General features: G+C 71.8%; 14 protein-coding genes. 5 read left to right on the top strand and 9 right to left on the bottom strand.

All coding sequences use genetic code 11. The features are described 5' to 3' along the window. Positions 1-6: 6 nt before the first annotated feature. A complete protein-coding gene (locus tag SCNRRL3882_RS22380; RefSeq protein ID WP_010036001.1) occupies positions 7-531 on the bottom strand; it encodes a GNAT family N-acetyltransferase in 525 nt (174 codons plus the stop codon). Between the two features lie 92 nt (positions 532-623). Continuing rightward, the gene (locus SCNRRL3882_RS22385; RefSeq protein ID WP_010035999.1) at positions 624-1,199 is read right to left on the bottom strand and encodes a TerD family protein; all 576 of its coding nucleotides are present in this window, start codon (positions 1,197-1,199) and stop codon (positions 624-626) included. Between the two features lie 146 nt (positions 1,200-1,345). Here SCNRRL3882_RS22385 and arfB point away from each other — a divergent pair, with 146 nt between their 5' ends. Further along, a complete protein-coding gene (gene arfB, locus SCNRRL3882_RS22390; protein WP_029180907.1) occupies positions 1,346-1,783 on the top strand; it encodes an alternative ribosome rescue aminoacyl-tRNA hydrolase ArfB in 438 nt (145 codons plus the stop codon). Here arfB and SCNRRL3882_RS22395 read toward each other — a convergent pair. Together SCNRRL3882_RS22395 and SCNRRL3882_RS22400 are read right to left on the bottom strand one after the other, a co-directional pair. Next, on the bottom strand, positions 1,780-2,274 hold the full coding sequence (locus SCNRRL3882_RS22395) for a GNAT family N-acetyltransferase (protein ID WP_010035991.1): 495 nt from the start codon (positions 2,272-2,274) through the stop codon (positions 1,780-1,782). The two genes, arfB and SCNRRL3882_RS22395, sit on opposite strands and share 4 nt — an antisense overlap. A 45-nt stretch (positions 2,275-2,319) precedes the next feature. Next, positions 2,320-2,904, bottom strand: a complete 585-nt coding sequence (locus SCNRRL3882_RS22400) for a flavin reductase family protein (RefSeq protein ID WP_029180906.1) — start codon at positions 2,902-2,904, stop codon at positions 2,320-2,322. A gap of 372 nt (positions 2,905-3,276) precedes the next feature. Between SCNRRL3882_RS22400 and cdgB the strand changes: the two genes are divergently transcribed. Both cdgB and SCNRRL3882_RS22410 read left to right on the top strand, forming a co-directional pair. Then, complete coding sequence (gene cdgB, locus SCNRRL3882_RS22405; RefSeq protein ID WP_010035985.1) at positions 3,277-4,938, top strand: diguanylate cyclase CdgB; 1,662 nt, start codon at positions 3,277-3,279, stop codon at positions 4,936-4,938. A gap of 119 nt (positions 4,939-5,057) precedes the next feature. Further along, a complete protein-coding gene (locus tag SCNRRL3882_RS22410) occupies positions 5,058-6,008 on the top strand; it encodes a hypothetical protein (protein ID WP_010035983.1) in 951 nt (316 codons plus the stop codon). A gap of 151 nt (positions 6,009-6,159) precedes the next feature. Here SCNRRL3882_RS22410 and SCNRRL3882_RS22415 read toward each other — a convergent pair whose 3' ends face one another. From SCNRRL3882_RS22415 to SCNRRL3882_RS22425, 3 genes are all read right to left on the bottom strand, one after another. Next, the gene (locus SCNRRL3882_RS22415) at positions 6,160-7,089 is read right to left on the bottom strand and encodes a 1-phosphofructokinase family hexose kinase (RefSeq protein ID WP_010035980.1); all 930 of its coding nucleotides are present in this window, start codon (positions 7,087-7,089) and stop codon (positions 6,160-6,162) included. Positions 7,090-7,212: 123 nt separating this feature from the next. After that, entirely contained in the window at positions 7,213-8,424 is a 1,212-nt protein-coding gene (gene nagA / locus SCNRRL3882_RS22420) for an N-acetylglucosamine-6-phosphate deacetylase (RefSeq protein WP_029180905.1), read from the bottom strand. Continuing rightward, on the bottom strand, positions 8,424-9,365 hold the full coding sequence (locus SCNRRL3882_RS22425) for an ROK family protein (RefSeq protein WP_029180904.1): 942 nt from the start codon (positions 9,363-9,365) through the stop codon (positions 8,424-8,426). The genes nagA and SCNRRL3882_RS22425 overlap by 1 nt, the downstream gene beginning before the upstream one ends. A gap of 133 nt (positions 9,366-9,498) precedes the next feature. Between SCNRRL3882_RS22425 and SCNRRL3882_RS22430 the strand changes: the two genes are divergently transcribed. Beyond that, positions 9,499-10,752 carry an ABC transporter substrate-binding protein gene (locus SCNRRL3882_RS22430; protein ID WP_010035967.1) on the top strand — a complete coding sequence of 418 codons (1,254 nt, stop codon included), beginning with the start codon at positions 9,499-9,501 and terminating at the stop codon, positions 10,750-10,752. A 35-nt stretch (positions 10,753-10,787) separates the two neighbouring features. Next, positions 10,788-11,039, top strand: coding sequence for a DUF3263 domain-containing protein (locus SCNRRL3882_RS22435; protein ID WP_010035965.1), 252 nt, complete (start codon positions 10,788-10,790; stop codon positions 11,037-11,039). A 19-nt stretch (positions 11,040-11,058) separates the two neighbouring features. On the opposite strand, the gene otsB is transcribed toward SCNRRL3882_RS22435, so the two are convergent. After that, positions 11,059-11,907: a trehalose-phosphatase gene (otsB, locus tag SCNRRL3882_RS22440; RefSeq protein WP_010035964.1), complete on the bottom strand. Its 849-nt coding sequence runs from the start codon at positions 11,905-11,907 to the stop codon at positions 11,059-11,061. Positions 11,908-11,913: 6 nt separating this feature from the next. Then, positions 11,914-13,302 carry an alpha,alpha-trehalose-phosphate synthase (UDP-forming) gene (locus SCNRRL3882_RS22445; protein WP_010035961.1) on the bottom strand — a complete coding sequence of 463 codons (1,389 nt, stop codon included), beginning with the start codon at positions 13,300-13,302 and terminating at the stop codon, positions 11,914-11,916. Positions 13,303-13,369: the final 67 nt, after the last annotated feature.

A 13,369-nucleotide genomic window follows, 5' to 3' on the forward strand; every position in this document is an offset into this window, starting at 1 on the left:
GGCGCGCTAAGGCGCGCTGAGTTCCTTGCGGAGCACCGCACACGGGCGCTTCATCTGCAGGTCCTCGCGATGGTCGATGACCTCGTAGCCGAGGGCGGTCCAGAAGGCCAGCGCCTGCGGGTTGTCGTCGAGGACGGCGAGGCGGGCGGCAGTGCGGTCCGCCGCGCGGAAGCGGTCCTCCACGAGGGTGGCCAGGCGGCGGCCGTGGCCCTGGCCGTGCCGGCTCGCGTCCACCATCAACAGGCCGATCCAGGGGTCCGGGTCGGCGGGGTCCGGGTGGTGGGCGAGGGTGATCGCGATCCCGGTCAGGCCGCCGAAGCTGCGGGCGAGCAGCACCTCGGTGCCGGGCTGGGTCCACTCCTCCGACAGGGCGTGTGCCACCTGCTCCGGGCGGATGTGGTGCGGGTCGGGGAAGTCGCCGGTGAGGGTGTGGAACGCGTGGTTGGAGGCGTAGAGGGCCGTGAGCTCCGCGAGGAGGGGTTCGGGGAGGGAGTCGCCGGGGGGTGGCGGGAGAAGGGGGTCGAGGATCACGTCGGGAACGTATCGCGGGCGGGCCGGGGACGGGGAAGCCCCCGGGCCGATGGACCGGCGCCGGGGACTTCCGCCACGGGTGAGGGCGTCCGTCAGACGTTCACGCCGAAGTCCTGGGCGATGCCGACCAGACCCGAGGCGTAGCCCTGGCCGACCGCGCGGAACTTCCACTCCGCGCCGTTGCGGTACAGCTCGCCGAAGACCATGGCCGTCTCCGTGGCGGCGTCCTCCGACAGGTCGTAGCGGGCGATCTCGGCGCCGCCGGCCTGGTTGACGATGCGGATGTAGGCGTTGCGCACCTGGCCGAAGTTCTGCGAGCGGTTCTCGGCGTCGTAGATGGACACCGGGAAGACGATCTTGTCGATGTCGGCCGGGAGGGCGGCGAGGTTGACGTTGATCGCCTCGTCGTCGCCGGCGCCCTCACCCGTGCGGTTGTCACCGGTGTGGACGATGGAGTTGTCCGGCGTCTGCTTGTTGTTGAAGAAGACGAAGTGGGCGTCCGAGTAGACCTTGCCCTGCGTGTTGACCGCGATCGCGGACGCGTCGAGGTCGAAGTCCGTGCCGGTGGTGGTGCGGACGTCCCAGCCGAGGCCCACGGTGACGGCGGTCAGGCCCGGAGCCTCCTTGGTGAGCGAGACGTTGCCACCCTTGGACAGGCTTACAGCCATTGTTGGGAGTCCCTTCCCTCGTTTACGTACGGCAAAGAAGCTACAGCTACCCCCATGAACGTGGAGAGGGGTCCGCGAGGTTCCAGGTCCTTTACTTTCTTTACCCGCGATTATTCGGGTGACGTGGACCGGACAGGAGCGGGAACATGGACGGCATGTCTGGTCCCCACGTCATCCGCGGCTCCGTCTCCCTGCCCGAGGCCGAGCTCATGTGGCGTTTCTCGCGGTCGTCGGGGCCGGGCGGGCAGCACGTCAACACCAGTGACTCGAAGGTCGAGCTCAGCTTCGACCTGGCGAGGACCGAGGCGCTGCCCGAGGTGTGGAAGAAGCGGGCGCTGGAACGGCTGGCCGGGCGCCTGGTCGACGGGGTCGTCACCGTACGTTCCTCCGAGCACCGCTCCCAGTGGCGCAACCGCGAGGCCGCCGCCGTACGCCTCGCCGCGCTCCTGGCCGAGGCCACCGCGCCGCCGCCCAAGCCCCGCAAGCCGACCCGGATCCCCCGGGGCATCAACGAGCGGCGCCTGCGCGAGAAGAAGCAGCGCTCGGAGACCAAGCGGGGCCGCTCGGCGCAGGGCTGGAGCTAGGACCTGTCTGACGATTCCCGTCTGCCTTTCAGCTCCAGCACTCCGACCGTCTGGCCGCCGCTGGTCTCCCCGTTCCGGCGGAAACCGAGCCCCAGGTAGAAGTCCTCCGGGCCCTCGGGGCCGGGGTGCCAGGTGACGTAGAGCTGCTCGGTGCCGCGCCGGCGCAGCTCGGCGGCGACGGAGTCCACGGCGAAACGGCCGTATCCCCGGCCCTGCTCCCCGGCCGCGATGTTCAGCCGCCACAGGCCCGAGCGGCGGACGCTGCCGTCCTCGTACCAGTCGATGTCGAGGAAGGCCATGAGGAAGCCGACCGGGCGGTCGCCGTCGACGATCAGGCGGGGCCAGGCGACGCCCGGATGGACGTAGGCCTCGGCGAGTGACTTCACGACCGGGGAGACCGCGTGCTCCTGGTCGGGACGGACGGCGATGCCGAGGGCGGCGTCGAGGTTCGCGGGGGTGATCTCTTCGAGACGCGGGCCTGTCGTGGTCATGCGCGCACCCTAGGAGGGCCGATCACCGCCGGGCCACCGGTTTCCTCAGCCCAACTGCCGGTAGCGGCCCCGGAAATACGTCAGCGGGCCCCCCTCCGCGCTCGGGACGCGGGCCGTCAGGACGCGGCCGATGACGAGGGTGTGGTCGCCGGCCCGGACCCGCTGCTCCGTGCGGCACTCCAGGACGGCCAGGGCGCCGCCGACCAGGGGCGCCCCGGTGTACTCGCCGCGCGTGTACGGGATGTCCGCGAAGAGCAGGCGGTCGCTGACGCGGCCCTTCATGGCGAAGCGGCCCGCGATGTGGCGCTGGCTCTCGGAGAGGACCGAGACCGCCCACAGGGGCTGCTCGTCGAGCAGCTCGTCCATGCGGGAGCCCTCGCGCAGGCTCACCAGCACCAGGGGCGGGTCCAGGGACACCGACATGAAGGCCGTGGCCGTCATGCCCACGTCCTCGCTGCCCGGCGCCGAGGGGTCGTCCGGGTCGAGCGGCGGCTCCTGCGCGGTCACCAGGACCACGCCCGAGGCCAGCCGGGACATGGCGGCGCGGAACTCGTCGTTGCTCACCCCCTCAGCATGCCCGGAGGCGGGCGACGGAATGATCGGGGACGTGGCAGCGGGAGTGTTCGGCACGCCCGAAACGCTAGTCACCGCCCCGGACGCCCCGCATCGGGCTCCCGCCCGATCACGGTCCTAGGACTCCCGACGGGCTCCCGACGGGCCACTGACAGGGCCCCTGACGGGCCACTGCCGGGCCCCTGACGAACGCTGGGGGATATTTGTGCGCAACCTGGCAAAGTTTGCGTTCGGTAGCCGCACGTGAAGAACGCAGAAACTCCACTCAATTGTTCAGGTTTGCCTGTGACTTGAGTCACAAGGGGCGGGAATTGTTGACCCTGTGTACCGAGTGGGCAGCGCGCTGTGATTCAGTGGCTGGGAAGCTGCCAGGACGATACGCCGATGAGAACCCTTGATTCGCTGCGAGGTCTCGGGGGGAGGGCGAGCATGGAGACCGAGTCGGAACCCTACGTCCGCCTTGCGTCCCTGCGGCAACTGCACCAGGTCATGGCCGACATGAACACGGCCCGCAGCCTGGCGGACACACTGCAGACCGTCGCGGAGGGCGTGGTCGCCGCCCTCGGGTACGAGCTGGCGTGCGTGAACCTCGTACGGCCCGACGGCGACCTCGTCGTCGCCGCGTTCGCCGGGAACCCGGCCGCCGAGGCCCTCATCACCGGCCGCGTCGGCTCGCGCGAGTCCTGGGAACGCCGCCTCGGCATGGGCGAGCACTGGGGCGACCTCGTGTTCATACCGCACACCGAAGGCTGGGTCCTCGACGACGACGACGTCCCGCAGTGGTACACCGACGGCCCCGCCCCCCGCTTCGAGGACGAGTGGCACCCGGCCGACCGGCTCTTCGCGCCGATGTACGCACCCGGCCCGCAGGGCAGCGCGGCCTGCGGCGAGCTGATCGGCGTGCTGTCCGTGGACCGGCCGCGCAACGGCCGCCGCCCCGGTGCCTGGGGCCGCGAGGCGCTCCAGATGTACGCCTTCCAGGCCGCCATCGCGATCAGCAACGCCCGGCTGCGCGCCAACATGCAGCGGGCGCTCGTCCGGCTGGAGCGCGAGCAGCAGGCGCTGCGGGCGAGCGAGGAAAGCTTCAGGCAGGCCTTCGAGTACGCCCCGTCCGGGATGGCCATCGCCGAGATGGGCGGCGACCAGCACGGCCGGATCCTGCGCACGAACGACGCCCTGTGCCGGCTGCTCGGCCGCCCCGCGTCCGCGATGCGCCGCTACTCGTTCTCCGACCTGGTCCACCCCGAGGACATAGGCACGCTCCTGCGCACCTCCGCCGAGGGCGGCCGGGCCGAGCTCCGCCTCGGGCGCCGGGACGGCACCTACGTCTGGGTCAGCCTGCGCAACAGCGTCGTCGCGGACGCCGCCGACGGCCCGCGCTTCCTGCTCACCCACGTCGAGGACATCGAGGAGCGCAAGCGCCGCGAGCTCCAGCTCGCCCATCGCGCCTCCCACGACTCGCTCACGGGCCTGCCGAACTCCGCCGAGCTGCGCTCCCGCCTGTCCGCCCGGCTGTGCCAGCGCGCGGCGCCCGCGCACCCCGGCATCGTGGAGTCGCACGACGCGGCCTACGGCCACCCCGCCTTCGACGCGATCGGTCACGCCTTCGACTTCGGAGCGGGCACCGAGCCGTTCGACGCCTACGACCACCATGTGCACACCGTCGCCCCGGACGGCGACCACGACGACGGCACCAAGGGCCTCGCCGTCCTCTTCTGCGACCTCGACGGCTTCAAGTCGATCAACGACCGGTTCGGGCACAACGCGGGTGACGCGGTCCTCATCGAGGTCGCCCGTCGGCTGAGCAACGGCGTCCGCGACGGCGACACCGTCGCCCGGCTCGGTGGTGACGAATTCGTCATCCTCGCCGACGGGCTGGGCCGCGCCGACGCACAGGACCTCGCCGTACGGCTGCGCAACGAGATCATCCAGCCGATCCGGGCCGAGGGGCGGGCCGTCCGGGTCGGCGCCAGCTTCGGCATCGGATGGGCACATTGTGGAATGACGGCGGACGAAGTGTTGAAATCCGCTGACGAGCGGATGTACGTCGAGAAACGATCTCGTCCCAAACAACACAGACGCGCCGGGTGAGCCCGAGGTCAGCGAGTTGATGCGGTCTGAGTCACCCGTTTGGGTCACTGGGAGCGGGTAGGCTCGCTCTCTCACGACCCGTACCGCATTGCACTGCACCTGACTGAGGAGACCAAGGGATGACGCCCGGCAACAACGGCGCGAGCACGCCCGAGGACGACGACCCGTTCGGCTATCTCTACGCCGACGGGCAGGCCAACGGGGCCCAGCCGCCGTCCGGGGGTTACGGCTACCCGAACTCGGTCAACCGGGTGCGGGCGGTCGGCACACGCCAGTACGGCCAGCAGCCGCAGAACACGCAGACGGCGCCCTATGGGCAGGTCCCCCAGCAGCAGGGCGGCTACAACCAGCCGAACGCGCACTACGCGGCACCGGAGACGCTGCCCGGCGGTGCGCCCACCGCGCAGCAGCAGGTGCCGGGCGGCGGTGGTGGCCGGGGTGGCCGCGGGCCGAACACCAAGGGCCTGCTGATCGGCGCGATCGCGGTGGTCGCCGCGGTCGTTATAGGCATCGGCGTGGCCATGCTGGGCGGCGACAAGGACCAGAACGACTCCGGCGACCAGGCGGGCACGACCCCGACGCAGTCCCAGGAGCCGAAGCCGAGCCCTTCGAGCAGCAAGAGCGGGGCGGCCCAGGAGGAACTCCCGAAGATCGACGCCAAGGCGCTTCGTCTCGGCGGTGGCGCGGCCCTCGCCCAGGACGTCAAGGGCGCCCAGTCCGACGGCGGCATCTACGTCGGGAACCTCAACCAGGTCGGCTCCTCGGTCACCTGGACCGTCAACGGTGTCCCCAAGGACGGCGCCTACACCGTCTTCGCCCGCTACAGCACGGTGGACGAGGATCAGGAGATGACCCTCACCGTCAACGGCAAGCCGTTCGGCAACAAGCTCAACCTGGGCAACTTCACCCACACCTCGGACGGCGACTTCACCAAGGGCTGGACGAAGACCTACGCCTGGCCGACCCTCAACAAGGGCACCAACACCATCACGCTGTCCTGCGAGGAAGGCGACAAGTGCAACGTCCTCCTGGACCAGCTGTGGCTGAAGGCGGGCCAGGTCAAGGACTAGTCCAGGAGCATCTGCGTCATCTTCAGCGCTGTCGGATTCGTCCGGCTTCGACACACATGGCAGCGACCCAGCCGGTCTTGCCGGCCCACTTGACCTTGAGCCAGTCGTTGTCTGAAGGGTCACCGCACAGGTGAGTTTCGGCGTACCCGACTCAGGCCGCGCTGACCTCCCCCGAAACCGTCACCCTCCCCAGCAGGTCCTCGTACACCCCCCGGTCGAACTCCCCGGCCACCGGCGCCTGCACCGTCGCCGCCGACAAGGCCGTCGCCCGGGCCAGGCGGTCCGGCCAGGGGAGGTGGTCCAGCAGGCCCGACAGCAGGCCCGCGACCACCGAGTCGCCCGCGCCCGTCGGGTTGCCCGGTACGGAGGTCGGTGGGGTGGCTCGCCAGCGGCCCTCTCGGGTGGCGGCGAGGAGGCCCTCGGGGCCGAGGGATGCCACGACCGCGGCCGCGCCCCGGCGGCGGGCGTCCTGGGTGGCGCGCAGGGGCTCGTGGGAGCCGGTCAGTTCCGCCAGTTCGTCGGCGTTCGGCTTGATGATGTCCGGGCGGGCCGCGACGCCCCGGCGCAGGGGTTCGCCGCTGGTGTCGAGGAGGACCGGGACCCCGAAGGACCGGGCCGTCCGGACCAGGCCCGCGTAAGCCCCCACCGGCACGCCCGGCGGCAGGCTGCCGCACAGGGCCACCGCTGAGGCGGACGGGAGCAGGTCCTCGTAGGCCTCCTGGAAGGCCGACCACTCGGCGGGCGTGATCGTGGGGCCCGGTTCGTTGAGCTGAGTCGTGTCGCCGGTCTGGGAGTCGGCCACGGCTATCGTGCGGCGGGTCGCGCCCCTGACCGGCACCAGGGCGTCCGCCACCCCCGGGACCGCCGCGAGCTTCTCCTGCACGACCCGCCCCGTCGCCCCGCCCGTGAAACCGGTCACCGTCACCTCGTGCCCGAGCGCCGCGAGCACCCGGGCCACGTTGACGCCCTTGCCGCCGGGGCGTTCCGTCACCTCGGAGACGCGGTGGGAGGCGTGCGGCCGGAGAGACGGTACGCGGTACGTGATGTCGAGAGCGGTGTTCAGCGTGACCGTGAGGATCACCTGGGCCGACCTCCCTCGAGAATGCGCTTGCTGCCATGGACGTTCCGGAAGCTCGATCATGCCAAAGAGACGGCGGTCGGCCCAGTCCTGGAGTCGGCCACCGTCTCTCGACTGCGGGACGGATCAGCGCAGTTGGGGACCGACCACCCATTCGCCCCGGCGCATCACGCCCGTCAGCTCGAAATCGGCGTCCAGCAGGACCAGGTCCGCGTCCTTGCCGGGCTCCAGGGAGCCGATCCGGTCGTCCATGCCGAGGAGGCGGGCCGGGGTGGCCGAGAGGGCCGTCACCGCGTCCTCGACGGACAGGCCGTCGACCGTGACCGCCCGCTTGAACGCGCGGTCCAGCGTGAGGGTCGAGCCGGCGATCGTGCCGTCCGCCAGCAGGCGGGCCACGCCGTCCGCGACCTCCACCTCCAGCGGGCCCAGCCAGTAGCGTCCGTCACCGAAACCGGCCGCGTCCATCGCGTCCGTGATGAACGCCACCCGGTCCGCGCCCGCGCGGTGGAACGCCAGCTGGAGCGCGGCGGGGTGCAGATGCGTGCCGTCGTTGATCAGCTCGACCGTGATCCGGTCGTCCTCCAGGAGCGCGGCGATCGGGCCGGGGGAGCGGTGGCCGAGCGGCGGCATGGCGTTGAAGAGGTGGGTGGCGACCGTCGCGCCCGCGTCGATGGCCTCGACCGTCTGCTCGTACGTCGCGTCGGTGTGGCCGATCGCCGCGATCACGCCGTGTTCGGCCAGGAGGCGTACCGAGTCGGTGCCGCCGGGCAGTTCCGTGGCCAGCGTGACCATCCTCGCCCTGCCCCGGGCCGCGTCGATCAGCTTGCGGACCTCCGCCGGGTGGGGGTCGCGCAGCAGGTCCTCGGAGTGCGCGCCCTTGCGGCAGGGGGAGATGAACGGTCCCTCGAAGTGGATGCCGGCGATCTCGCCCTGCTCGGCCAGCTCGCTCAGCAGGCCCGCGCGCTGGGTGAGGAAGTCCATGTCGCCGGTGACGGTCGAGGCGACCAGGGTGGTCGTGCCGTGCAGGCGGTGGGTGTGGATGCCCTTGAGGATGTCCTCGACCGAGCCGGAGGTGAAGGAGGCTCCGCCGCCGCCGTGGTTGTGGATGTCCACGAAGCCGGGGATCACGTAGTGGTCTGTTACGTCGATGACCTGGGCGTGTTCGGGGGCTGTGGGGGCGATCCGGGTGCCGTCGACGGTCACCTGGCCGTGTTCGACGGTTCCTGTGGGGAGGACGACGGTTGCGCCGGTGAGGACCGTGGGGTGTTCGGCCGTTGCGGGGTGCGGGTGGTTTGTGGCTGGTCGCGCAGTTCCCCGCGCCCCTGGGGGCGTTGCCATCAGGTGGTTACCTCCGAACGGTCGGTCGATGCCAGAAGATCCCAGGCCAGCAGCCCCGCCCCCAGGCAACCGGCACCGTCGCCCAGCGCCGCCGGGACGAGTGACGGCTGTCTCTGGAAGGTGATCCGGTGCCGGATGGCCTCCCGCAGCGGCGTGAACAGGGTCTCTCCCGCCTCCGCCAGACCGCCGCCGATGATCAGGACGCGGGGGTCCAGCAGGGTCAGGGCCGTCACCAGGCCGTCGGCCAGGGCGTCGACCGCCTCCTGCCAGACCGCCCGGGCTCCGGGGTCGCCGGAGTCCACCGCCTTCGCGCAGTCCGCCGCGTCCGCGCCCGGGGTGCCGGAGGCCGTCGCCCAGGCCTCGCTCACGGCCGCTGCCGAGGCGAAACGCTCCAGGCAGCCGCGCTGGCCGCACGGGCACGGGGCTCCGCCGGGGCGTACGACGATGTGGCCGATCTCGCCCGCGAAGCCGTGCGCGCCCGCCTCGACCCGGCCGTCCAGGCCGATGGCGCCCGCGATGCCGGTGCCCAGCGCCACGAACAGGAACCGGTCGGCGCCCCGGCCCGCGCCGACCCGGCCCTCGGCGAGGCCGCCGGTGCGCACGTCGTGGCCGAGGGCGACCGGGACGCCCAGCCGCTCCGCCAGCAGGTCGCGCAGCGGGACGTCGCGCCAGCCGAGGTTCGCCGCGTAGGCGGCGACGCCCCGCGCCTCGTCGACGATGCCGGGGACGGCCACGCCGGCGGCCGACGCGGGCGTGCCGAAGTGCTCGGTGCCGTACGCGCGCAGCTCGGCGGCGAAGTCGAGGATGCCCGCGACGACGGCCTCCGGCCCCTGCTCGCGTCCGGTGGCCCGGCGGGCCCGGTGCAGCACCTCGCCCCGCGGACCGGCCAGAGCGGCCTTCATCCCGGTGCCGCCCACGTCGAGGGCGATGACATGTCTCACGGAGAACAGTGTGTCCCGGGGACCCGCAAGAGGTCTAGTCCACTCACGTGGTGTAGACCTTGTTCCGAATATCGAAAACTTTCGTTGGCGGCGACGCCAGGGTTGGGGAAGAACAGCGGTGCAGCGGCGGCGGATGGCAGGAACGATCGCGGTGGTGTCCGCACTGGGCATGACGGCGGTCCTCGGCGGCTGCGGCGTCACGGGCGGCTCCGCCGACGTGACCCTGAAGCTGGTCGCCGCCGACTACGGCGACAGTGCGGCCAACAGCTCCCGGAAGTACTGGGACAAGCTGGTCGAGGAGTACGAGGCCGACCACCCCGGCGTGAAGATCGACGTCAGCGTCTACTCCTGGAACGACGTCGACCGCAAGGTCAGGGAGATGGTCGCCGCCGGTGACCCGCCGGACATGGCGCAGATCGGCGCGTACGCCGACTACGCGGCGCAGAACCAGCTCTACAAGGCGGACGACCTGCTCTCCATACCCGTGCAGGCCGACTTCGTCGGGCAGCTGGCCTCCGCGGGACAGGTCAAGGGCGTGCAGTACGGCATGCCGTTCGCCTCCTCCACGCGCGTGCTCTTCTACAACAAGAGCCTCTTCGCCAAGGCCGGCATCACCCCGCCCAAGTCCTGGGACGACCTGGCCGACGACGCCGCGGCACTCAAGGACGAGGGCGTGAAGTACCCCTACGCGCTGCCCCTCGGCCCGGAGGAGGCCCAGGCCGAGACCATGCAGTGGATGCTCAGCGGCGGGGGCGGCTACACCGACACCGTCGGCAGCTACGGCATCGACTCCCCGGAGAACATCGACACCTTCTCCTGGCTGAAAAACGAACTGGTCGGCAAGGACCTGACCGGGCCGGTCGCGCCCGGCGAGCTCAATCGGGCCGCCGCGTTCGCCGCGTTCGCCAAGGGCGAGGTCGGCATGCTCAACGGCCACCCCTCCCTGATGAAGATGGCCGCCAAGCAGGGCGTCGAGTACGGCATGGTGCCGACGCCCGGCAAGGAGGGGGCGAGCAAGTCCACGCTCGGCGTCGCCGACTGGATGACGGCCTTCCGGAAGAACGGCCACCGCGACGAGGTCGGCGACTTCCTCGACTTCGTCTACAGCGAGAAGAACGTGCTGGCCTTCTCCCGCGAGTACGACCTGCTGCCGGTCACCAGCTCCGCGTCCGGGACCATGGCCGCCTCCCGCCGGGACCGGCACCTCAAGCCGTTCCTGGAGGAACTGCTGACCTCCGAGCTCTACCCGGTCGGCAAGACCTCCTGGGCCGACGTCAGCTCCCAGGTCAAGAAGCAGATCGGCAAGGCCGTCGCCCCCACCGGCAGCCCCTCGGGCGTCCTGGGCCACCTCCAGGCGGTGGCGACCCGGGCGGAGAGCGCGGAGTAGTCCCGCTGTCGGTGGCGGGCGTTACGGTGCCTGGCATGGACGAGGACACGGGTGACGAGCGGCTCGGGCGCAGGGAGCGGGACATCCTCGCGCTCGAACGCCGAGGCTTCTCCGGGCCCGGTGCGAAGGAGCGGGCCGTACGGGAGGAGCTGGGCCTCGCCCCCGTGCGCTACTACCAGCTCCTCAACGCCCTGCTGGACGACCCCCGCGCCCTGGCCCACGACCCGGTGACGGTGAACCGGCTGCGGCGGATACGGGAGACGCGCCGGGCGGAGCGTCAGGACTGAGTCAGGACCGCGTCAGGCCTCAGCCGATCCGGTCCGCCAGGTCGCGCAGCAGGCGTACGACGCCCTCCGGGCCGTCCACCACCACGTCCGCCCGCTCCCTCAGCTCGGTCACCTCGTCGCTGCCGCTGCACACCAGCAGGCCCGGGGTGCCGTCCGAGCGGAGCTTGTCGACGGCCGAGTAGGCGGGCAGGTCGCCCAGGTCGTCACCGGCGAAGAGGACCGACCCGGCGCCGATCTCCCGGGCGAACCCGGCCAGGGCGGCGCCCTTGTCCATGCCGGGCGGGCGGAGTTCGAGGACCATGCGGCCGGGCTCGACGATCAGGCCGTGGCGGCCGGCCAGGCCCGCGAGCGGTTCGCGCAGGGAGTCCAGCGTGGCCTGCGGGTCGGCGGCCCGGCGGGTGTGCACGGCCACGGACCGGCCCTTCTCCTCGATCCAGGTCCCCTGCGACGCGCCGAGCCGTTCGAGCAGCTCGGGCAGCTCGGCGCGGACCGCGGCGACGCCGGGATGCGGCTCGGGGGCGCTGACCTCACCGGTCCGGGCGTCCCAGCGCTCGGCGCCGTAGTGGCCGAGGACCACGAGGTGCTCCAGGCCCGGGACGTCCGCGAAGCCGCCGTTGCGCACGGCGACCTCGGCCGGCCGCCCGGTGATCACCGCCACGGCGGCCACCTTCGGCGCGAGCGCGGCCAGCGCGGGTACGGCCCCCGGATGGGCCCGGGCCTTCTCGGGGTCGGCCACGATCGGCGCGAGCGTCCCGTCGAAGTCGAGGCCGATCAACGCCGTACCCGGGCGGGTGAGGAGAGCGTCCAGACCCTCCTGCCCGGCTTTCGTGGCGGGTGCCGGCGTCGGGGAGTCCTGGGAACCGGTCATCGGTGATCAGCCCTTCAACGCGTCGAGCTGGTCCAGGAACCACTGCCCCGGCGGCAGCGCGGTCGCCGCCGCCGCCAGCCGCTTGCTGCGCTCGGCCCGCTCCTCCGGGCGCATCGACAGCGCCTCGTGCAGGGCCACCGCGGTGCCCGTGATGTCGTAGGGGTTCACCGTGATCGCGTCCTCGCCCAGCTCCTCGAACGCCCCGGCCTCCCGGGACAGCACCAGCGCGCAGCCCGCGTCGGAGACGACCGGGACCTCCTTGGCGACGAGGTTCATGCCGTCCCGGATGGGATTGACGAGCGCCACGTCGGCCAGCCGGTACGCGGCCAGGGAGCGGGCGAAGTCGTCCTTGAGGTGCAGGACGACCGGGGTCCAGCCCGGTGTGCCGTACTGCTCGTTGATCTCGTCCGCGAGCCGCCGCACCTCTGCCATGTACTCCCGGTACACCGCGAGGTCCTGCCGCGACGGATACGCGAAGGCCACGTGCACCACGCGCTCGCGCCACTCGGCGTGCGAGTCGAGGAGCCGGCGGTAGGCCAGCAGGCCGCGCACGATGTTCTTCGACAGCTCGGTGCGGTCGACCCGGACGATGGTGCGGCGGTCCTCGCCGATCTCCTCCCGGAGAGCGGCCATCCGCTCCTCGACGTCCGCCTCGTGCGACCGCTTCCGCAGGAAGTCCGCGTCGGCGCCCAGCCCGTGCACGCCGATCCGGGTGCTCCCGAGCCCGCCGGCGAACTGCTCGGCGCACGCGGTGAACGCGTCCGCCCAGCGCTGCGTGAGGAAGCCCAGCCGGTCCGCGCCGAGCATGCCGCGCAGCACCTGCCCGGCCACGTCGTCCGGCAGCATCCGGAAGTACTCGGGCGGCGCCCACGGCGTGTGCGAGAAGTGGCCGATCCTGAGGTCCGGCCGCAGCTCGCGGAGCATGCCCGGCACCAGCGTCAGGTGGTAGTCCTGCACCACCACCGCCGCACCCTGCGCCGCCTCCTCGGCCAGCGCCTCGGCGAACGCCCGGTTGTACGTCTCGTACGACGTCCACTGGCGCCGGAACTCGTCGTCGAAGACCGGCTCCAGGGGCGTCTGGTAGAGCATGTGGTGCACGAACCACAGCACCGAGTTGGCGATGCCGTTGTACGCGTCCGCGTGCACGTCGGCCGGGATGTCCAGCATCCGCACGCCGTCCTCGCCGACGCCCCGCCGGACGGCCTCCCGGTCGCCGTCGGACAGCGCCGAGCACACCCACAGGGCGTCCGCGTCCGAGCCGATCGCGGACAGCCCCGAGACCAGCCCGCCGCCGCCCCGCTTGGCGTTCAGCGAACCGTCCTCGCCCACCGCGTACGAGACCGGACCGCGGTTGGACGCCACCAGGACCTGTGCAGCACCGTACGTCGAAGCCATACGCCTCAACCTAGCCCGGCCCGGAAACGCTCAAACGTACGGCCCTGCCCCACCCGGCCGAAAACGA

Origin of the sequence: Streptomyces chartreusis NRRL 3882, assembly GCF_900236475.1 — a bacterium.
GTDB lineage: Bacteria > Actinomycetota > Actinomycetes > Streptomycetales > Streptomycetaceae > Streptomyces > Streptomyces chartreusis_D.

Excerpts from the sequence above, each read along its gene's own strand:
- SCNRRL3882_RS22385 (WP_010035999.1), bottom strand. The coding sequence starts at position 1,199 with ATGGCTGTAAGCCTGTCCAAGGGTGGCAACGTCTCGCTCACCAAGGAG.
- arfB (WP_029180907.1), top strand. The coding sequence starts at position 1,346 with ATGGACGGCATGTCTGGTCCCCACGTCATCCGCGGCTCCGTCTCCCTG.
- SCNRRL3882_RS22395 (WP_010035991.1), bottom strand. The coding sequence starts at position 2,274 with ATGACCACGACAGGCCCGCGTCTCGAAGAGATCACCCCCGCGAACCTC.
- cdgB (WP_010035985.1), top strand. The coding sequence starts at position 3,277 with ATGGAGACCGAGTCGGAACCCTACGTCCGCCTTGCGTCCCTGCGGCAA.
- SCNRRL3882_RS22410 (WP_010035983.1), top strand. The coding sequence starts at position 5,058 with ATGACGCCCGGCAACAACGGCGCGAGCACGCCCGAGGACGACGACCCG.
- nagA (WP_029180905.1), bottom strand. The coding sequence starts at position 8,424 with ATGGCAACGCCCCCAGGGGCGCGGGGAACTGCGCGACCAGCCACAAAC.
- SCNRRL3882_RS22430 (WP_010035967.1), top strand. The coding sequence starts at position 9,499 with ATGGCAGGAACGATCGCGGTGGTGTCCGCACTGGGCATGACGGCGGTC.
- SCNRRL3882_RS22435 (WP_010035965.1), top strand. The coding sequence starts at position 10,788 with ATGGACGAGGACACGGGTGACGAGCGGCTCGGGCGCAGGGAGCGGGAC.
- otsB (WP_010035964.1), bottom strand. The coding sequence starts at position 11,907 with ATGACCGGTTCCCAGGACTCCCCGACGCCGGCACCCGCCACGAAAGCC.
- SCNRRL3882_RS22445 (WP_010035961.1), bottom strand. The coding sequence starts at position 13,302 with ATGGCTTCGACGTACGGTGCTGCACAGGTCCTGGTGGCGTCCAACCGC.